The sequence below is a fragment of the Acinetobacter sp. YH12023 genome (assembly GCF_013420135.1).
GTDB lineage: Bacteria > Pseudomonadota > Gammaproteobacteria > Pseudomonadales > Moraxellaceae > Acinetobacter > Acinetobacter amyesii.
Window position 1 is genome coordinate 1 of record NZ_VOYU01000008.1, and the last position, 18647, is coordinate 18647.

General features: G+C 40.5%; 20 protein-coding genes. 8 read left to right on the forward strand and 12 right to left on the reverse strand.

Annotation, left to right across the window (positions count from 1 at the left end; translation table 11 throughout):
* Positions 1–113: 113 nt before the first annotated feature.
* From FTT92_RS09820 to FTT92_RS09830, 3 genes are all read right to left on the reverse strand, one after another.
* Positions 114–1415: an SIR2 family protein gene (locus FTT92_RS09820; RefSeq protein WP_180172028.1), complete on the reverse strand. Its 1302-nt coding sequence runs from the start codon at positions 1413–1415 to the stop codon at positions 114–116.
* An 84-nt stretch (positions 1416–1499) separates the two neighbouring features.
* Positions 1500–1871 carry a hypothetical protein gene (locus FTT92_RS09825; protein ID WP_180172029.1) on the reverse strand — a complete coding sequence of 124 codons (372 nt, stop codon included), beginning with the start codon at positions 1869–1871 and terminating at the stop codon, positions 1500–1502.
* A 190-nt stretch (positions 1872–2061) separates the two neighbouring features.
* The gene (locus FTT92_RS09830; protein ID WP_180109838.1) at positions 2062–3471 is read right to left on the reverse strand and encodes an FAD-binding oxidoreductase; all 1410 of its coding nucleotides are present in this window, start codon (positions 3469–3471) and stop codon (positions 2062–2064) included.
* A 371-nt stretch (positions 3472–3842) separates the two neighbouring features.
* On the opposite strand from FTT92_RS09830, the gene serA reads away from it, so the two are divergent.
* From serA to FTT92_RS09845, 3 genes are all read left to right on the forward strand, one after another.
* Positions 3843–5075 carry a phosphoglycerate dehydrogenase gene (serA, locus tag FTT92_RS09835; protein ID WP_180021554.1) on the forward strand — a complete coding sequence of 411 codons (1233 nt, stop codon included), beginning with the start codon at positions 3843–3845 and terminating at the stop codon, positions 5073–5075.
* 117 nt (positions 5076–5192) lie between these two features.
* Positions 5193–6062: an EamA family transporter gene (locus tag FTT92_RS09840; RefSeq protein WP_180172030.1), complete on the forward strand. Its 870-nt coding sequence runs from the start codon at positions 5193–5195 to the stop codon at positions 6060–6062.
* A gap of 117 nt (positions 6063–6179) precedes the next feature.
* Positions 6180–7058: a DMT family transporter gene (locus tag FTT92_RS09845; RefSeq protein WP_180172031.1), complete on the forward strand. Its 879-nt coding sequence runs from the start codon at positions 6180–6182 to the stop codon at positions 7056–7058.
* Positions 7059–7141: 83 nt separating this feature from the next.
* Here the strand turns inward: FTT92_RS09845 and FTT92_RS09850 are convergent, their stop codons facing one another.
* From FTT92_RS09850 to truB, 3 genes are all read right to left on the reverse strand, one after another.
* Positions 7142–7603, reverse strand: coding sequence for a hemerythrin domain-containing protein (locus FTT92_RS09850; RefSeq protein WP_078192502.1), 462 nt, complete (start codon positions 7601–7603; stop codon positions 7142–7144).
* Between the two features lie 135 nt (positions 7604–7738).
* The gene (locus tag FTT92_RS09855) at positions 7739–8512 is read right to left on the reverse strand and encodes a TSUP family transporter (protein WP_180059151.1); all 774 of its coding nucleotides are present in this window, start codon (positions 8510–8512) and stop codon (positions 7739–7741) included.
* Between the two features lie 24 nt (positions 8513–8536).
* Positions 8537–9445, reverse strand: a complete 909-nt coding sequence (truB, locus tag FTT92_RS09860) for a tRNA pseudouridine(55) synthase TruB (RefSeq protein ID WP_180172095.1) — start codon at positions 9443–9445, stop codon at positions 8537–8539.
* 153 nt (positions 9446–9598) lie between these two features.
* Between truB and FTT92_RS09865 the strand changes: the two genes are divergently transcribed.
* The 5 genes from FTT92_RS09865 to FTT92_RS09885 all read left to right on the forward strand — a co-directional run bounded on the left by FTT92_RS09865 (position 9599) and on the right by FTT92_RS09885 (position 15378).
* A complete protein-coding gene (locus FTT92_RS09865) occupies positions 9599–10627 on the forward strand; it encodes a lipase secretion chaperone (protein WP_180172032.1) in 1029 nt (342 codons plus the stop codon).
* A gap of 42 nt (positions 10628–10669) precedes the next feature.
* Positions 10670–11650 carry a triacylglycerol lipase gene (locus tag FTT92_RS09870; protein WP_180172033.1) on the forward strand — a complete coding sequence of 327 codons (981 nt, stop codon included), beginning with the start codon at positions 10670–10672 and terminating at the stop codon, positions 11648–11650.
* A gap of 366 nt (positions 11651–12016) precedes the next feature.
* Positions 12017–13027, forward strand: coding sequence for a triacylglycerol lipase (locus FTT92_RS09875; protein ID WP_180172034.1), 1011 nt, complete (start codon positions 12017–12019; stop codon positions 13025–13027).
* Positions 13028–13229: 202 nt separating this feature from the next.
* Positions 13230–14195, forward strand: a complete 966-nt coding sequence (locus FTT92_RS09880) for a triacylglycerol lipase (RefSeq protein WP_180172035.1) — start codon at positions 13230–13232, stop codon at positions 14193–14195.
* Between the two features lie 223 nt (positions 14196–14418).
* Positions 14419–15378 carry a triacylglycerol lipase gene (locus FTT92_RS09885; protein WP_180172036.1) on the forward strand — a complete coding sequence of 320 codons (960 nt, stop codon included), beginning with the start codon at positions 14419–14421 and terminating at the stop codon, positions 15376–15378.
* A gap of 63 nt (positions 15379–15441) precedes the next feature.
* Here FTT92_RS09885 and rplS read toward each other — a convergent pair whose 3' ends face one another.
* The 6 genes from rplS to FTT92_RS09915 all read right to left on the reverse strand — a co-directional run bounded on the left by rplS (position 15442) and on the right by FTT92_RS09915 (position 18647).
* Positions 15442–15813 (reverse strand): 50S ribosomal protein L19, encoded by a 372-nt coding sequence (gene rplS / locus FTT92_RS09890; RefSeq protein WP_078189351.1) that lies wholly within the window; start codon positions 15811–15813, stop codon positions 15442–15444.
* A gap of 139 nt (positions 15814–15952) precedes the next feature.
* Positions 15953–16693 carry a tRNA (guanosine(37)-N1)-methyltransferase TrmD gene (gene trmD / locus FTT92_RS09895; protein ID WP_180024307.1) on the reverse strand — a complete coding sequence of 247 codons (741 nt, stop codon included), beginning with the start codon at positions 16691–16693 and terminating at the stop codon, positions 15953–15955.
* A gap of 42 nt (positions 16694–16735) precedes the next feature.
* Entirely contained in the window at positions 16736–17284 is a 549-nt protein-coding gene (gene rimM, locus FTT92_RS09900) for a ribosome maturation factor RimM (protein WP_180172037.1), read from the reverse strand.
* A gap of 17 nt (positions 17285–17301) precedes the next feature.
* Complete coding sequence (rpsP, locus tag FTT92_RS09905; RefSeq protein WP_078189354.1) at positions 17302–17559, reverse strand: 30S ribosomal protein S16; 258 nt, start codon at positions 17557–17559, stop codon at positions 17302–17304.
* A gap of 144 nt (positions 17560–17703) precedes the next feature.
* Positions 17704–18183 carry a type IV pilin protein gene (locus tag FTT92_RS09910; protein ID WP_180172038.1) on the reverse strand — a complete coding sequence of 160 codons (480 nt, stop codon included), beginning with the start codon at positions 18181–18183 and terminating at the stop codon, positions 17704–17706.
* Positions 18177–18647, reverse strand: coding sequence for a type IV pilin protein (locus FTT92_RS09915; protein ID WP_180024305.1), 471 nt, complete (start codon positions 18645–18647; stop codon positions 18177–18179). The genes FTT92_RS09910 and FTT92_RS09915 overlap by 7 nt, the downstream gene beginning before the upstream one ends.

Consider the following 18647-nt stretch of genomic DNA (forward strand, 5'->3'; position numbering starts at 1 on the left):
CAATGGCTTTTATGGCTTCAGCTTTAAATTCTGCGGTGTAAGTCTTCTGTTTCTTGCTCATGGTAAACTCCTAATGAGTATGTATAGTTTACCAAGTTAAACCCTCCTGTTTTTTAAGCACACATCATATTTTTAAATTTTACCCCAATAAATTTTTTCAATAGATTAATATCATTTGGATAAGAACTTAGTTTTAAGATATTTGATTGTTTTAAATATTTAAATAATGGAACAAATTTTGTCTTTGCATTAAGAGATGGTAAAGTCCGACTTAAAATGAAATCACAGTTATAATTTTCATCATTAAATATAACATCCCTTATTAAATCAGAAGTATCCATACCATCATACCCTTTTTCTCCTAATTGATTTGTTACCCCTATACCAAATACTATTTCTACATCTTTAAAATTATCTATTTTTTCATAATCAATTACTGATATCTTTGAAGCTGGGTCAATTTTATCAACTAGTTCATATACTCTTTCTTTACACATCCTTAAAATATGAGCTGGTAATTTTCTCTGAAACTTACTTAAAGATTGATAGATAGGCATAAAATCATCTGTTTTTATTAGCCTAATTGGAATTTGTACATTATCTATTGTGATTGAAGAGTTCTCTATTCGAGGTTCCCCATCACCTTTCAATCGATTTACAAAAATCAAATTATCACGTAATTTTTCAAGATTATCCTGACCCGAGCACAAAGCAATCGAATGTAATAATGCTTTTATATTTTTATCTGTAAGGGAGTATCCAATAAAAATTACAGGATGTTCTACAAAAATTGTAATTAGTTTAGAAGCAAGATATGCATTCTTTGCATTAAAATCTTTGTAATCATCATCCGTTAATATCATTGAATCGAGATCCGAACAACAGCCATGAATTTTGTAAATTTCACCAATATTCATAATATTAGAATACAAAATATCTTGTTGACCCTTATACACTTCATATTCAGGAAAAATTTTTTCTATTAATAAATCCCAATTTGTGGTTATCACCCCATCTATTTCACATTCTTTTAATAACTCTAATTCTTCATATAATGCCAATGATTCCAATGGAATATTATCTGTTTTGGCAGCTAAATACTTTGCAATCTCATATCTTAATGGGGAATCCCTAAATGATAACTTTGGATCTTCAGATCTACTAACTTCATAATCAGAATGTGACCACCAGTGTTCAAAAAAATCATCTGCTAAATGCTTTGCTGACTCTTCAATACAACCATTAGCTTTACTTTTATAGTAGGAGTAATTTCTTAAATGCTCACAGAACTTTGATAGTAGCCCCTCCCAGCTTTCCAACTCGATATATCTTTTTGAAAAGCCTGAACCTAAAAATAGAAACGGTGCAGATTTTTTTCTTTCTAATAAGCTCGTTAATTCTTGTTCAATTTCCATTATTTCCCCAATAAAAAAGCGCATCAATCGATACGCTTTTATGAGGTATTCTTGTCTAAATTTCAACCATAAATCAAAGATTTATTAAGGACACTTCGCAGTTTGGAAAGTCTTGGTATTTTTACCACGTTGGCACTGATATTCCTTTTGCGTATTTACACGCTCCCAGTTACCATCCACCAATCTAAAACTATAAATGGTACGAACCGATTTCACCGAATCATCCATCAAACCTGTTTCCGTCACTTTCACCTGCCCCGCATTTGGCGACTCGACACGGTTAAAGTACTGACGAATTTCTACAGTCGACAGCTCTTTACGTAAATCAGGACGTTCTTTTAATACCTGATCGAGTGGTGTAGCAGAAAAACCGACTTTAGACACAATTTTCTGCGTTGTCGCACAACCCGCCAACATCCCCACACACAATGCAGACACAGCAATTAAACGATACATAGAACCAACTCAAATTTATTATTCAGACCTATCATGCCGAACATTTGTCCAAAACACTATTTAAGCAATGTAAAAGAAGTACCCCATTCCAAAAATCAATGTGTGGTCTCTCATCCATACGCGGCTAAAAAGGCGTGCTATAGCCAAAAAAAACGCATCCGAAGATGCGTTTTCAATCGTCTTTAAAAAATTAAAGATCGAACAATTTACCTGGGTTCATAATTGCATTTGGATCGAATACTTTTTTCAATGCTTTCATATATTCGATTTCTTCTGCTGAACGTGTGTAATCGAGGTAAGGCTTCTTAGTCATACCCACGCCATGTTCTGCAGAAATTGAACCGTCATATTTTTTCACGGTTTCAAATACGTATTTGTTTACCACTTGGCATTTTGCAAAGAATTCATCTTTACTTAAATCCGCAGGTTTCAAAATATTTAAGTGCAAGTTACCGTCACCAATATGACCGAACCAGCAAATTTCAAAGTCTGGGTAGTTCTCTTCCACAATTGCATCAATTTCTTTAATAAATGCAGGCACATGTGTAATTAGAACTGAGATGTCATTTTTGTATGGTGTGAACGGTGCGATTGACTCTGAAATGTCTTCACGTAAACGCCATAAGCTGTGTACTTGGTCTAAGCTTTGGCTCATCACGCCATCCAGTACCCAACCTTGTTCCATGCAATGTTCAAAGATTTCCATTGCCGCATCCATGATCGGTTCAAATGGTGCTTCAAACTCAAGTAAAACATAGAACGGACATGGTGTTTCAAATGGACGTTGTACATGACCATTGTCCAATACTTTTTGCATTGCAAGCTCACCAAAGAACTCAAATGCAGTCAGGTCGATTTTCTTTTGGAAGGCATGTAGAACAGGCATAATCGCATCAAAATCAGGCACACCGAGAACCAACACTTGTAAGTCATGGGGTTGACGTTCAAGTTTGATTTCAGCTTCAGTCACTAAACCTAGCGTACCTTCACCACCAATAAATAAGTGTTGAAGCGCATAACCAGTCGCGTTTTTGATCATGCCTTTGTTCAAGCGCAGGATGTCACCTTTACCTGTAACCACAGTCATGCCCAATACCCAGTTACGAGTCATGCCGTATTTGATGACTTTAATACCACCTGCGTTGGTACCAATGTTACCGCCAATTTGTGAAGAACCTGAAGATGCAAAATCAACTGGGTAGTACATGCCTTGTTCTTCAGCATAGTTTTGAAGTTGTTCAGTCACCACGCCTGCTTGTACGCGAACCATACGGTCAGCTGGGAAGAATTCCAAGATTTGGTTCATCTTGTCCATGCTCACCACGATTTCACCGTTAGCAGCCACAGCACCCGCAGATAAACCTGTACGACCGCCACTTGGTGTGATCGCTACATTAAATTGGTTCGCAAGTTTTACAATTTGTTGAACTTGTTCTGTGCTTGAAGGGAAAACGACGACCGACGGGTTTGGATCGAAGTGCTTAGTATGGTCACGACCCCAATTTTGGAGACTATCCGCATCGGTTTTAATTCGGCTTTCGCCAACAATAGCGGTCAATTGGGTCAATAACTCTGGGGTTAAAGCGACTGGAGCATTCATCGTTTTCAGACCTTGCAAGAAGTAAACAAGTTTTTAAAGGTCCAGACTTCATTCAGTCAAAACTGCGGTAACGCATATTTCAAGGGAAAAAGCCTGAAACAGAGCGCATCAAAATGTCAGGGAATTGGTCATGATGATTTTGAGCGGCACCATTATAAGCTATAACTGGGCTTTTTTTGACAAAACCCAAAGAAAAACGTGATTTCAAAATGTCACGAGGAATATGACCAAGTTAATTAGACCAAATCTAAAAAATATTGACTCATCATTCGCCAAAATAGCCATGACGTCGGTCATAAAGGAAATGTATATCAGGCGACTTCCTATGCTATTATATGCGCACTAAATTTGGCCTTTGTAGCGGAGCCGTAATGAGCCAACATCTTTCTTTACCTAAAGATAAAATTCGTTTCTTGTTGTTAGAAGGCGTTCACCAAAACGCAATCGACACTCTAAATGCTGCTGGATACACCAACATTGACTACCGTAAAACTGCGCTTGAGGGTGAAGCGTTGAAAGAAGCGGTTAAAGATGCTCACTTCATTGGTATTCGTTCACGTACTCAATTAACTGAAGAAGTTTTTGAAGCGGCGAACAAACTGATTGCTGTGGGTTGTTTCTGTATCGGTACAAACCAAGTGAACTTAAATGCTGCAATGATTCGCGGTATTCCAGTATTTAACGCACCATACTCAAATACTCGTTCAGTTGCTGAACTAGTTCTTGCTGAAGCGATTCTATTGCTTCGTGGTGTTCCTGCAAAATCTGCTTCAACTCACCGTGGTGGTTGGAACAAGTCTGCAGTTGGTTCATTTGAAACTCGTGGTAAAACTTTAGGTATTGTTGGTTACGGTTCGATTGGCTCGCAACTTTCTGTACTTGCTGAAAGTTTAGGTATGCACGTAATTTATTACGATGCTGTAACTAAACTTCCAATGGGTAATGCACGTCAAGTCGGTTCTATGGGTGAACTTCTTGCCAATGCAGACGTCGTATCTCTACACGTTCCAGACGTTCCATCTACACGTAACTTCTTCGGTAAAGAGCAATTTGCTCAAATGAAAGAAGGCGCAATCTTCCTCAATGCTGCACGTGGTACATGTGTCATCATTGAAGATCTTGCTGATGCGATCAAATCTGGTCATATTGCTGGTGCGGCTGTAGACGTATTCCCTAAAGAACCTAAAGCAAACGGTGAAGAATTCGTTTCTCCACTTCGTGGCTTAGACAACGTGATTTTGACTCCTCACGTGGGTGGTTCAACAATGGAAGCGCAAGCGAACATCGGTCTTGAAGTTGCTGAAAAATTCGTTGCTTACTCTGATAAAGGTATGACTTTATCTGCAGTGAACTTCCCAGAAATCGCGTTACCGTTGACTGAAGGTAAACACCGTTTACTTCACATCCACAAAAACGTGCCGGGCGTGCTTTCAAAAATCAACAACTTGTTTGCTGAACACGGTATCAACATCTCTGGTCAGTCTTTAATGACTAAAGGTGATGTGGGTTATCTTGTGATGGACGTTGATGCAACTGCTTCTAAAGAAGCTTTGGATACACTTCACGAAGTTGAAGGTACGATCCGAGTTCGCGTATTGTTCTAAGCACATTAGACACTGAAGCCACAGCCTTCGGGCTGTGGTTTTTTTATTGTTATAAACTTTTAAAATCTGGCTAGTGCCACTCTCCCGCTCTTCGAGTCATCGAAAAAAATTTAGTTTATGCCAAATTTTAAAGTTGCACCGGCTGTCCAAGCACCGCTGATCTTGCTTATTGCCATGATCAGCATGCAAAGCAGTGGTTCATTTGCCAAATATCTTTTCGGTCAATTTCCCATACTGACCGTCTCGGCCATGCGTTTAATGCTAGGCGCTTTGATTTTGGCGATTATTTTTAAAGTTTGGCAGATCAATTTTAAACAAGTGAAATGGTCGTCTATTCTGAGCTATGGCTGTGCGCTTGCAGGCATGAATATGCTGTTTTACTTGTCGATTGATCGTCTTCCACTCGGCATTGCCGTGTCTTTTGAATTTATTGGCCCTTTAAGTGTTGCATTATTGGCAGCAAGACGAAAATTCGACTTCGTCTGGGTCGGACTGGCTATTTTAGGCCTTATCCTACTTTTTCCTTTTGACCAAGCTGCACAACGACTTAATCCCTTGGGCATTGCCCTCGCCCTTGGCGCAGGTGCGTGTTGGGCACTCTATATCGTGGCTGGTCAAAAACCGTCAGGGGTCTCAGGCAATCATACCGTTTGCTTAGGCATGTTCGTCGGCATGTGTGTTTTGATGCCCATCGCACTCTTTGCAGGTATGCCGGCACAGGCGTTTGAGCCAAGTAGTCTGCTGTATTTTATTGCACTTGCGACCCTAGCCAGTGCTTTACCTTTTACTCTAGAAATGATTGCGCTCCGCAATTTAACGGCGCTCAGTTTCGGAACGCTCATGAGCCTAGAACCTGCAATTGCAGCACTCTCTGGTTTTGTTTTCTTAAATGAACAATTGCTGTGGACCCAGTGGTTAGCCCTTGCTGTCATCATCTGTGCATCGATTGGGTGTACCTATACTACGCAAAAGGCCAAATCAATTTAAATTCAAAATCCATCATGATTTGGTCAAATGTTAAAATTCACTCAACTGTCAGCATTAACCGCTATACTGTACTGATTCAAAAATAGGGCTCAACACCGCCCAACAACTGTGTGCCACATGCCAAATTCACAACTTCTCGCTGTAGTTTTCATGGTGCTCTCCATGATCTCCTATCAGATCAGTGCTTCATTTGCCAAACAACTGTTTTTGGTACTAGACCCACTGAGCGTGACCATTTTACGACTCTGTTTTGCTTCAATTATTATTTGTTTAATGTTTCGTTCATGGCACATTTTAAAACGGCTGTCTTTTTTAAAATGGCGGGATCTGTTCTGCTATAGCGCGGCACTCTGTTTGATGAATGTGTTGTTCTATATGTCACTGGGTAAATTGCCACAAGGCATTGCCGTGGGTTTAGAGTTTATCGGCCCTTTGGGTCTGGCATTGTTATCCATTAAAAACAGCAGTGATTATATTTGGGTCTTTTTAGCAATCTTAGGCATTACCTTGATGGTGCCTTGGGGACAAGCTCATGATGGTAATTTCTCAATACTTGGGGCAGCCTGTGCCTTAGCAGCGGGACTCTGTTGGGCATTCTATATTTACTTTGGACAAAAAGTGGTACATCAAAATATTGGTATGCATGCGCTAACGATTGCCATCACACTGTCCGCACTGACCTTGCTCCCGATTGGACTATATAACAATGCACCCGCCCTACTCGATACCCAATATTGGCCGAAAGCCTTATTAATTGCGATTTTAGCCACGGCCATACCTTATGCACTGGATTTAAAAGCGTTAAAAATCCTCAGTAAACTTAGTTATGGGACTTTATCGAGTTTGTCGCCTGCATTAGCTGCCATTACAGGTATGGTTCTGCTTGGCGAAAATATTGGGACGTGGCAATGGGTGGCCTTAGTCTGCATTATGTTGGCGTCCGTCGGGGTGACTTTACGTTCCTCTCGCAATACTCCGAGCAGCGTATCAGACTAATTTTTTATATTTATAGTTGAAATAAAAAGACGACCTCTGCCGTCTTTTTTAATTTGGAATTTGTCCTCAAAACTCACTAATATTTATCCCGTCAAACTGTCTTTATCCGCCTTCTTGTATTTTTTATATTCTGCCAAATATTGTTTGGCTAAACTTTCCTTTTGTTTTTCATCTAAGATTTTACCCGCTTGCTGAAAAAAGCCATGTTCTTCTTCCTGCAAATGATGATGTACCGTTTCAGATAACTTTTTCGCAATTGCCAACCAACCTGGATTACTAAATTCAGTTTCCGTCAGTTGCTCTAATAATTCATCCATCTCATGATGTTCCGCCAATGCATGACGGGTGATGTTTAGGCCTGAATCAGTCATCATTAACGGGATGTAAAAATAACGATCTTCGCCAACAGCATGAGCAAATAACTCATTTTTGAGCAGCTCAAATAAATCTCGACGCTCAGGTGTATCCCCTGATGTTTGAATGAGTTTTTCAGCAAGTTCACGTTGCTTTTCATGACTTTGGCGTAAAGCTTCAAATATATTCATTGTAGTGATGACCTCTGATGCTTAGCTAATTGTGTATTATGAAATTTAATTATTATCCACAACTCAAACGAGTCGCTTATTTTCATACTAATCATTTCAGCGACAGAATTCAGCAACGCTCTGTTAAGATTTGTTTTAAGCTTGTCCCGTAAAGGTTTGATAACCCAACCGTACAATCAAAATACTCACCAAAATCAAAAATAGAATTCGAATAAAGCCACTACCGTATTTAATTGCCGCACGTACACCAACGATCGAGCCTAAAATATTTGCTACAGCCATCATTAAGCCTATCGCAAATAACACATGGCCAGTGGGCGCAAAAAAACTCAGTGCTGCAAGGTTGGTGGTTAAGTTGGCGACTTTTGACAAAGCAGAGGCATGTAAAAAGTCTGCTTGTAGATAACGAATAAAAAAGAAAATAAAGAAACTGCCAGTGCCAGGTCCAAAGATGCCATCATAAAAGCCAATCACCAGACTACCAATAGCGGCAAAACCGAGAATTTTAGGAGTCAGTTCTTGGCGTACATGCACCTGACCAAATTGTTTTTTGGCAAAGGTATAAATTGCAATCACAATCAACATGACCAAAACGAAAGGACGTAAGACTTCTTTTGGAATCATTGATACACAGGCTGCTCCCACAAAGGAGGCAACAAATGCACAGCTTGCAATGACCGCAAGTAATTTCCAACGGAGTTTGACTTGGCGTAAAAAAGAATAGGAAGCTGACGCTGTACCAAAAATCGAAGACAACTTATTGGTGCCAAATACAGTCGCTGGAGATAAGTGCGGCATGGCATTCATAATGGCTGGAATTTGAATTAATCCTCCGCCCCCCACTGCTGCATCAATTGCACCGGCAAAAAATGCAAAAAATAAGAGGCTTAAAATAATTTCAAAGTCCATAAGAAGTCTTCAATGCTGTATCAGCTACTCTAGATTTAACACACGCTTAGGCACCAAACGTTTACGGTCTGTAATTTCAGCCAGCCCTAAACAACGCTCACCATCAAATACCAAAACCTGCGCTTCCGCAGCATGCTCAATATTACTTTCCATTCCACGACTAAAATATTCAGCTCGACCTTCCGGCGCTTGCACTTTGCAGAAATGATCGACAGGTGAATACACTGGCAGCAATAATGCTTCACGTTCCCCTTCGGTCAAGCTTTCCAAATATTCAATGGTGTAAGTTGGATTGAGGTCAAAATGCCCCGTTTGCGTACGGTGTAGATAGGTCAAATGTCCAAAAGTACCCAATGCTTTGGCAATATCTTCGCCTAATACACGAATATACGTGCCTTTGGAACAGGTGATGTCGAGTGTAATACTATTCTCATTAAATGATAATAACTCGATGGCATATATGGTGATTGGGCGCGCTTCTCGTTCAATTTCTATCCCTTTACGTGCCAATTCATATAAAGGGCGGCCTTCTTTTTTCAATGCCGAATACATGGGTGGAATTTGTTGAATATCCCCTACAAATTGCGCCAAGACATTTTGAATATTTTCTTCAGTCAATGTTGGAACAGCTTGCTCTAATAGTACTTCACCTTCCACATCACCCGTCGTGGTACTGTGTCCTAAAAAGACGGTGGTTTTATAACGTTTAGTCGAATCCAATAAAAAATGCGAAAACTTTGTTGCTTCACCTAAGCAAATTGGTAATAAACCTGAGGCTAATGGATCTAGCGCACCTGTATGTCCTGCTTTTTGTGCTCGATACAACCAACGCACTTTTTGTAATGCAGCATTCGAGCTAATGCCCAAAGGCTTATTTAATAAAAATACACCATGTACAGGACGACGCTGAATCTTAAGAGAAGCTTTTTTCATGACTAAAATAGGGCAAAAAGAGAACTGCGCCATGGTATCAACCCACCTCTAACGTTTACAACTCTTCTATGTTTTTATCTGCGTTTTATGTCATATTGAGTTCGCATTTAGAACTCTAAAACAATTAAAAACGGAATAAAGGTGCATTGGGATATGCAAAAAAATAAACTTTGGCTCATCATTGCCTTGGTCGTTATCGCAGTTGCTGTATTTATATTTTGGCTGGCGCCAAAAGCATCACAAAATGATCCTTCAGATCAATCGATTCAACAACAAAATACGCCTTTAGCTCAGGGCGAAACCGCTACGGCTCAAGCAACAAGCGGTTCTTCGCTGCTCAGTCCAAGTCAACAAGACACGGAAGTTAACTGTCAAATCAGTATGGATGGTTCAAACCGTTTGATCGTGAACGAACAAACACGGAATTGTTTTGAATATTTCATCACTCAATATGGTGAAAAGTCGATAGATCAAATCAAAAAGGATTTTAAAACCTACATTGCACAAGGTCATAAAGAACCTGCGCTGTCCCAAATTTATGATTTGTGGGATCGTTATATGAAATATCGTGAACAGTTAGGTCATTTACAGCCACCAAGCGACGACAAAGAATCACCACAATACTATCGCTCGATCTACAGCAGCACCCAGAATTTAAGAAAACAGTTCTTTTCTGATTATGAAATTGAAGGTTTATTTGGCAAGGAAAATACTTATCACGAATACACGCTGAAACGGATGGAAGTAGTAAATGACAAAAAACTATCTGAATCAGAAAAAGCCAAAAAACTAAAAGCCCTGTTTGATGAACTCCCAGAAGATTGGAAAGAAAATCTGGAACAAATCAATAAACTTGAAGATTTACGCAAGCTCACAGCAGACATTAAAGCCCGTGGTGGTTCAAGCGAAGAAATCCATCAAATGCGGTTAAATTTAGTGGGTCCAGAAGCTACTCAGCGCCTTGAAAATCTAGACAGCCAGCGCAGCTCTTGGAAATCTAGCGTAAATCAATACCTCACAGAGCGTGACAGCATTGTGAAAAGCAATATGAGTGACAGTGCGAAACAACAAGCGGTGCAGCAACTCCGTAATCAACATTTTAAATCGAAGGAAGATCAGCTCCGCGTCAGTACCTTTGAATCTGTGCATGATCAAGGTGGAAAATTACCTTTCGCAGAATAACTGCAAACAACAATTTAAAAACAACCTCAATTTCAGGATGAAATGATGAAAAAACCACAAGCTCTTTTATGCGCAATCATCGCTACATCAGCAGCGATCGCCAGCACACAATCCCAAGCGGCGGCAGGACTCCAACATGTCACCACCAACAGCTCGGCAAACTATGCCAAGACCAAATATCCGATTGTGTTTACCCATGGTATGTTCGGGTTTACTCGCATTGGTTTTGACAGCTTTGGCATGGATTATTTTTATCAAATTTTGCCAGATTTAGCTCGTAATGGGGCCAATACCTTTGCTGCCCAAGTTTCACCGCTAGAGTCGACAGAAGTCCGTGGTGAGCAATTGCTCTCTCAAGTCGAAGAAGTCCTTGCTCTGACCGGCCAACCCAAAGTGAACCTCATTGGTCATTCACATGGTGGACCGACAACTCGCTATATTGCAGCGATCAAACCTGAATATGTAGCTTCGGTGACTGGGGTTGCAGGCACTTATCGTGGCTCTCTAGTCGCAGATAAAATCCAAGCGAATAAAACCATTAATTCAGTCTTTGGGGTCCTTGGCGATCAACTCTTAGCACCGATTATTACTTGGGCTGAAGGCAACTCGAATCTACCCAACAGTGTTGATGCATCACTTACCGCGATCAGTGAAAAAGGTTCTGCTGAATTTAATGCAAAATTTCCAACCGCAGCACTGGCTGCGAACTGTAATCAGTCGGGTGCCAAAGTCGACAATGGCGTGTATTACTACTCATGGACAGGTACAGCGCAAACCACAAATGTATTAGATGTACTAGATACAGTGATTAGTCAGCTTGCCCCTTTGGCCTATGGAAATCGTGACAATGACGGTTTGGTTGGACGCTGTAGCACCCACATCGGACAAGTAATCCGTGATGACTACAATCACAACCACTTAGATGAAGTGAATATGATCTTTGGCCTACGCAGCCTATTTTCACCTGACCCAGTTGCGCTCTATCGCCAACATGCCAATCGTTTAAAATTACAGGGACTTTAACTCAAAAGTTAGTTCCCTTTCAGCACTGAACAGGACGTCTTTGGACGTCCTTTTTTGTTTACAATTTTTTTATTTGTACGCATTAAACAATTTAATTCAATAAGTTCTTAAATGATAACAACTAAAATAAACGATAAAAATAAAAAACGAATGTATATAAATGTACTTATCACCTCAACGCCGTCCATGTCCTAAAATGACATGGAATTTCAAACCGAGCATGAAAAAATGACAAGGCATCTTTGTCTATTCAAACTCTCTAAAATCAAAGATATGGCCTGACCAATCACAAAGATGTTGCTTAAAAACAGAGAGTATTTTCATTATTAAAAAGTAATAAAAACAACATCAGATCAAGGAACATTTATGCGATCTTTAGTAAACACGGCCAAGATGGCCTCTGTAGCTGCAGTTGCAGGCTTAGCGATGAGTATATCGGCAAGCACTCAAGCTGCGCCTAGCGTCCTCCAGGTGAAGGAAACGGCAAAATCTGACTATGCAAAAACCAAATATCCAATTTTAATGGTGCATGGTTGGCTCGGTTGGTCACGTATCGGCACTGACACCATCGGACTAGATTATTGGTACCAAATCTTGCCAGATATGGCACGAAATGGCTCAACCGTATTCGCAGCGCAATTATCTCCTGCAAATACCACAGCACATCGTGGTGAGCAGTTAATTGCACAAGTTGAAGATGTTTTGGCTATTACAGGGAAGCCAAAACTTAACTTAATCGGTCACTCTCATGGTGGTCCAACTGTATTGTATGTTGCTCAAACGAAACCACAGTACATTGCGTCTATTACAGGTGTTGCAGGTACCTATCACGGCTCTAAAGTAGCGGATGATATTCAAGGCAACTCACTTTCTCGCACTGCCTTTAATATTTTAGGTGACTATATTGTCGGCCCACTGATTGCTTTAGGTCAGGCAAAACCTGAGCTTGAAATTAATTTCGATGCTTCAATGAAATCATTATCACAAACAGGTTCTGCTGCATTTAACAGTACAGTTGCAAAATCTGCTGTAGCTGACGGTGTTTTGGCATCTTCAGAAAATTGCAGTAAGAACTTGAAGCAAGTCGACAGCAAAGGCATCCAATACTATTCATGGACGGGTGTTGCGCAAACCACGAATATCCTTGATATCGACACGATCCTAATGCAACTCGGGCCATTGTCTTATGGCAATAAAGACAATGACGGTATGGTTGCACGTTGTAGTGCTTATATCGGTAAAGTCATTAACGATAGCTACAAACTTAACCATACCGATTTAGCTAATATGATGTTTGGCTTAACAGGGCTATTTGCACAAGATCCTGTGGCGCTGTACCGTCAACATGCAAACCGTTTAAAACTGCAAGGACTTTAATTCTTATCGTTGAAGTTTAAATGCAATAAGGGGGCTTCGGCCCTCTTATTTACTTTTATAGATCTGAAAATTCATGATCGTTTATTTTGTTACATTTAGCGTCACAGTTAATCTTTTTCAATTTGCAACAGGTGGTCTTTATTGCTTTATTAGAAATGACAATAAATATTGTCATAAAACAATAATACATTGAGGATCGCTCATGAAATACGGATCATTTTTAGCAGGTTTAATTGCAGCTACATTCATCGGTAATGTATCTGCATCGCAAGCAACCCAAGTCACTGCCAAAGCTAGTTCCAGCTATGCAAAGACCAAATATCCAATCGTATTCAACCATGGTATGGGTGGTTTTATTACCGTTGGTACGGACTCATTTGGACTCGACTATTGGTATCAAATCCTTCCTGATCTTGCCCGAAATGGTGCAAATGTTTGGGCAACTCGCGTATCGCCTTTTAACTCTACCGAAGTGCGTGGCGAACAGCTTCTACAACAAGTTCTTGAAATCCAAGCACTCACAGGTGCGGATAAAGTGAATTTAATTGGACATAGTCATGGTGGACCAACGATTCGTTATGTTGCCGGTGTTCGCCCAGATGTTGTGGCTTCATTAACCAGTGTTGCAGGACCTCATCAAGGATCCCCTGTTGCAGACTTAATTTTAAAAGCTGAAGGCACCGCTGTCGAAGCACCCTTGGTTGGAGCTGTGAATTTTGTCTCTAAAGCCATCGTTTGGGCGCAAGGTCTAGATCCAAAGACTTACCCTCATGATGCATTGGCAGGTGGTTCAAGTTTAACGCTAGCGGGTTCTGCAAAGTACAATGCCGCATTCCCTCTGGGCTTGCCTAAATCCAATTGTGCTGATGGCAATAGCGTGGAAAAAGGCATTTATAACTATTCATTTACAGGTGTGGGCCAAATCACCAATATTTTAGATTTAGACTCAGCCCTAAAAGTGACCGCATTACTGATCGATGGCGGAAAAGACAATGATGGCCTCGTATCACGCTGTAGTGCCAAGTTTGGTAAAACCATTCGTGATAACTACAACTGGAACCATTTAGATGAAGTCAACCAAGTGCTTGGTCTCAAAGCGTTGTTCGCACCAGATCCTGTCGACGTTTATCGTCAACATGCCAATCGTTTAAAACTTCAAGGTTTATAATTTAGTAAAGCTATACATTAAACCCTGTAAATTCAGGGTTTAATGATATTTTCATTAATCAATTTACAAAATCATCTTCATTCCATCGATTAGTTCGCACATTCTACTTTCTTTTTTTATAATCCTTAATGACAATAAAAATTGTCAAATAGACGAGTTTGTCTATTTCCAAACTGAACTAAATCACAGTTTGAATACCAAAACAAAAAGAAAGGAATGAAAAATGAAAGGAAAATTGCTCTGCGCCACGCTCCTTGCAAGTATGGCAGTGACCCAAACGCATGCTGAATTGGGTATACAGCAAGCGACCACTAAAAAAGTCATCGACAATTATGCTGAAACCCAATACCCCCTAGTGTTTGTACACGGGATGTTTGGTTTTAACCGCTTAGGCGGTGCCGTTTTTGGTCTGGATTATTGGTATCAAGTTCTTCCCGATTTGGCAAGCCATAAAGCTACGGCCTTTGCGACACAAATCTCCCCGTTGGAATCCATTGAAGTTCGTGGAGAACAACTGTTAGACCAAGTTGAACAAGTAGTTGCCATTACTGGCAAACCCAAAGTGAATTTAATTGGTCATTCACATGGTGGTCCTACGGCTCGATATATTGCTGGTGTACGGCCTGATTTGGTTGCCTCTGTCAGTACAGTTGCAGGCACCAATGACGGTTCACCTGTGGCGGATTTAGTACAGAATGTGCCGATTTTAAATGGCGTATTAGCGACAGTTATGGATGCATTAATGACCCCAGTGATTAACTTCGCCCAGCAGTCCAATCTGCCTTCAAATTTTAAAGCTTCGATCTACAGTATGTCTCAACCGGGTGTGAAAGCCTTTAATGCAAAATTTCCACTCGGTATGCCTGCAACTAAATGTGCTGATGGCCCAAGTGTTGCCAATGGCATTAGCTTCTATTCATGGACAGGTATTTCTAACACCACCAACTTACTTGATCCAGATACGATCTTTACCGCAATGGGGCCAATTGCATTTAGCGGACAACCGAACGACGGCTTAGTGAGCCAATGCAGCAGTAAATTAGGTAAAACCGTCCGTGATAATTACAAGTGGAACCATTTCGATGAAGTCAATCAAGTATTGGGCTTGAAGGGACTATTTGCACCAGACCCTGTTTCAGTCTACCGTCAACATGCCAATCGTTTGAAACTTCAAGGTTTATAACTTTCTTTCATGGATAAAAAAATGCGCCAAAAGGCGCATTTTTTTACAGCGTTGTAAAACAAATTATTTTGCTTTACGAGCTGGTAATTTTTCACGAATACGTGCAGCTTTACCAGACAATTCACGTAGGTAGTAAAGTTTAGCACGACGAACGTCACCACGACGTTTCACTTCGATACCAGCAACGATTGGTGAGTGAGTTTGGAATACACGCTCAACACCGAAACCGCTAGAAATTTTACGTACTGTGAACGCAGAGTTCAAACCACGGTTTTTCTTAGCAATTACAACACCTTCAAATGCCTGAAGACGTTCACGCTCACCTTCTTTTACTTTAACTTGAACAACTACTGTGTCACCAGGAGCAAAAGCAGGGATGTCTTGTTTCAACTGTGCATTTTCAACAGCTTGTACTAAAGGATGTTTACCGCTCATGGGGTATCTCCGATTATGCGAGTTAGAAGAGGTCTAATCATCGCTGGGGCTAGAGGCTAAAGCGCATAGACCCGATTGACTTTCCCTTTATGCTTGACCGCTTCAATGCATAAAGAGCCTAATATAAGATTTAAAAAATTTAAACCTGGGAATCTTTTAGCCATTTCTTTTGCTGCTTGGTCAATTCAACTTTTTCAACCAACTCAGGTCGGCGCTCTAAAGTGCGTTGATATCGCTGCAAAAACCGCCACTTCTCAATATTGGCATGATGTCCCGATTTTAATACTTCAGGAACGTCTAAACCTTCAAAATGGTCTGGCTTGGTATATTGTGGGCAATCTAAAAGACCATCCACAAATGAGTCTTGCACATGTGATTGCTCATCAGACATTGCACCCGGAAGTCTCCGAATCACACTATCCAATAAAACCATCGCAGGGAGTTCACCACCAGATAAAACGTAATCGCCTATTGACCATTCCTGATCAACATATTGTTGGATCAAACGCTCATCAACTCCTTCATAACGACCACACAATACAATTAATCCATCATATTTGACGAAATCTTGTACTGCAGGTTCATTTAAGGTCTTACCTTGCGGTGACATATACACCACAGGGACATGAACAGCACCCGCTTGCTTGGCAAGCTCTTTGGCACGATGAATTGCTTTCGCTAATGGCTCAGCCATCATCACCATACCAGGACCACCACCAAATGGACGTTCATCCACTCTTTTGTAGTTGCCCTCAGCAAATTCGCGTGGATTGATACAATGAACTTGCACAATGTCACGTTTTGCTGCGCGCCCGCTAATACCGTAGGCTGTAATCGCTTCAAACATTTCAGGAAAAAGCGTAATGACTGCAAAAAACATCGCAGACTCCTCTATTTTCCTGCTGCGTCAATCCTTAAAGGATTAATAATCTACGCCCCAATTTACGTAGATACGACCAGCTTCGAGATCAACACGCTGTACTACATCTTTATGCCATGGAATCATTCGCTCTTCGCTATCGACACTGTCAGCAGTAGCGCGAACTACCATCACGTCGTTAGCACCTGTTTCAAACAATTCGTGGATTTTACCGAGGTTGACTTCTTGTTCATCTTCTCCAAGACCTAACACTGTTAAGCCCTTCAAATCTGACCAGTAATACTCGTCCACGCCTGCTTGAGGCAGTTGCGATTTAGAAATCCAGATATTTGCGCCAACCAAGTTATCTGCTGCGGTACGATCACTCACACCTTTTAGCGAAACAACCAAGCCTTTGCCATGTGGTTTCCAACGTTTTACATCTACTGTTTGCCAACCTGCTTTGGTCTCAATGTACCAAGGGAGGTAGTCAAAAATATTGCTCATAGGTTCTGTATTGGAATAGACCCAGAGCCACCCATTTAATCCATATGCTGAACGTAGCTGTCCAATCTGAATACGATCTTCGGGAACATTCTGTGTTGGTGTCATGGGTAACCTACTACTAATTAAGCAGTAGCTGCAGCTTTCTTAGCTTCAGCAGCTAAAGAAGCAACACGTTCTGAAGGTTGAGCACCTTGTGAAACCCAGTGAGCAAAACGGTCAGCATCTAAACGAAGTTTTTCTGCTTTACCTTGAGCTGTAGGGTTGAAGAAACCGATACGTTCGATGAAACGACCGTCACGTGCATTACGGCTATCAGTCACAATGATTTGATAGAACGGACGTTTTTTAGCACCACCGCGTGCAAGACGAATAACAACCATGATAGAACCTTATAGTTTTTACGGATTATCCCTGTACCGACCATCGATACATTTCAAACCCCTTTCATAGAGGGCAATATTTTACGTGAAATTTGCCCTGAATGAAAGATCAAAAAGTGTTTATCCACAATTTTGAATTTGAGGTTATTTGCCGTCCCAGTTTGAGGTGGCAGATGGAGTACAAGCAGTACCAGAATTATCTGTACCAACAGTCCAACACCGCTCACCTTTATAATTTAGTGCAATATGCCCATCAAGGTGCTGAGTTGAAGTTGCAATTGGTGTAGCAACTAATAACCACCTTTCTGAACCTAAGGGTGAGGATGTATCAATAACTCCACTATCATCAAGCCATTGCAGTTCTAACATATACAAAGGATTGCCCTGAATCGGGTATGTAGTCTTAATCCCAATATCAGTCATAGTTACACCTGTTACCTTAAAATTAGCAATTTTAAAGCGCTGAATTTGTGCAGCAACTTGCAACATATTTGCTTGCATATCAGTACGTTTAGTTTTTTTCACATATTGAAGATATGAGGGATATGCAAATGCTGCAAGTATTCCAACTATCGCAACAACAATCATCAATTCAACAAGTGTAAAGCCATTTTTTCTTACCATGACTCTGCTCCGGAACAATCAAAACCTATTGTCTTCCCTTGCTTAAAACACTGTATACCGGTACTCGTTACTACATAACTATTATTTTTTTCATCGGTTGATGTAGCCATAATTGCCCAACTTTGCCCGGTAGAAGATGAATTACTTAAAGTATTTGCTGTATTCGCTCCATCTCGAACACTAATATTATATTTAATATCAGTGCCCGTCGCACCATTAGGTACAACCAACAAATTGGATGAAGCAGTAAAATTTAAATAATTAAAATTACGCGTTTTATGCTTCTCCAAATCAACAGCGATTTGTTTCATCGTTTGTTGTGCTTGCGATGCTAAAGATTTTCTTGCATAAGCTTGATAACTAGGAATAGCAATAGCTGCAAGTATTGCAATGATGACAACTACAACCATCAACTCAATTAAAGTAAAACCTTTTTGAGCAAATAAAGTATTTTTGTTATACAT

Bases quoted from the DNA above. Each gene is read 5' to 3' on its own strand.
- FTT92_RS09865 (WP_180172032.1), top strand. From the start codon at position 9,599: ATGCAAAAAAATAAACTTTGGCTCATCATTGCCTTGGTCGTTATCGCA.
- rimM (WP_180172037.1), bottom strand. From the start codon at position 17,284: ATGACACCAACACAGAATGTTCCCGAAGATCGTATTCAGATTGGACAG.
- FTT92_RS09875 (WP_180172034.1), top strand. From the start codon at position 12,017: ATGCGATCTTTAGTAAACACGGCCAAGATGGCCTCTGTAGCTGCAGTT.
- rpsP (WP_078189354.1), bottom strand. From the start codon at position 17,559: ATGGTTGTTATTCGTCTTGCACGCGGTGGTGCTAAAAAACGTCCGTTC.
- FTT92_RS09855 (WP_180059151.1), bottom strand. From the start codon at position 8,512: ATGGACTTTGAAATTATTTTAAGCCTCTTATTTTTTGCATTTTTTGCC.
- FTT92_RS09820 (WP_180172028.1), bottom strand. From the start codon at position 1,415: ATGGAAATTGAACAAGAATTAACGAGCTTATTAGAAAGAAAAAAATCT.
- rplS (WP_078189351.1), bottom strand. From the start codon at position 15,813: ATGAGCGGTAAACATCCTTTAGTACAAGCTGTTGAAAATGCACAGTTG.
- FTT92_RS09830 (WP_180109838.1), bottom strand. From the start codon at position 3,471: ATGAATGCTCCAGTCGCTTTAACCCCAGAGTTATTGACCCAATTGACC.
- FTT92_RS09825 (WP_180172029.1), bottom strand. From the start codon at position 1,871: ATGTATCGTTTAATTGCTGTGTCTGCATTGTGTGTGGGGATGTTGGCG.
- serA (WP_180021554.1), top strand. From the start codon at position 3,843: ATGAGCCAACATCTTTCTTTACCTAAAGATAAAATTCGTTTCTTGTTG.
- FTT92_RS09850 (WP_078192502.1), bottom strand. From the start codon at position 7,603: ATGAATATATTTGAAGCTTTACGCCAAAGTCATGAAAAGCAACGTGAA.
- FTT92_RS09880 (WP_180172035.1), top strand. From the start codon at position 13,230: ATGAAATACGGATCATTTTTAGCAGGTTTAATTGCAGCTACATTCATC.
- FTT92_RS09840 (WP_180172030.1), top strand. From the start codon at position 5,193: ATGCCAAATTTTAAAGTTGCACCGGCTGTCCAAGCACCGCTGATCTTG.
- FTT92_RS09885 (WP_180172036.1), top strand. From the start codon at position 14,419: ATGAAAGGAAAATTGCTCTGCGCCACGCTCCTTGCAAGTATGGCAGTG.
- truB (WP_180172095.1), bottom strand. From the start codon at position 9,445: ATGAAAAAAGCTTCTCTTAAGATTCAGCGTCGTCCTGTACATGGTGTA.
- FTT92_RS09845 (WP_180172031.1), top strand. From the start codon at position 6,180: ATGCCAAATTCACAACTTCTCGCTGTAGTTTTCATGGTGCTCTCCATG.
- FTT92_RS09870 (WP_180172033.1), top strand. From the start codon at position 10,670: ATGATGAAAAAACCACAAGCTCTTTTATGCGCAATCATCGCTACATCA.
- trmD (WP_180024307.1), bottom strand. From the start codon at position 16,693: ATGTTTTTTGCAGTCATTACGCTTTTTCCTGAAATGTTTGAAGCGATT.
- FTT92_RS09915 (WP_180024305.1), bottom strand. From the start codon at position 18,647: ATGTATAACAAAAATACTTTATTTGCTCAAAAAGGTTTTACTTTAATT.
- FTT92_RS09910 (WP_180172038.1), bottom strand. From the start codon at position 18,183: ATGGTAAGAAAAAATGGCTTTACACTTGTTGAATTGATGATTGTTGTT.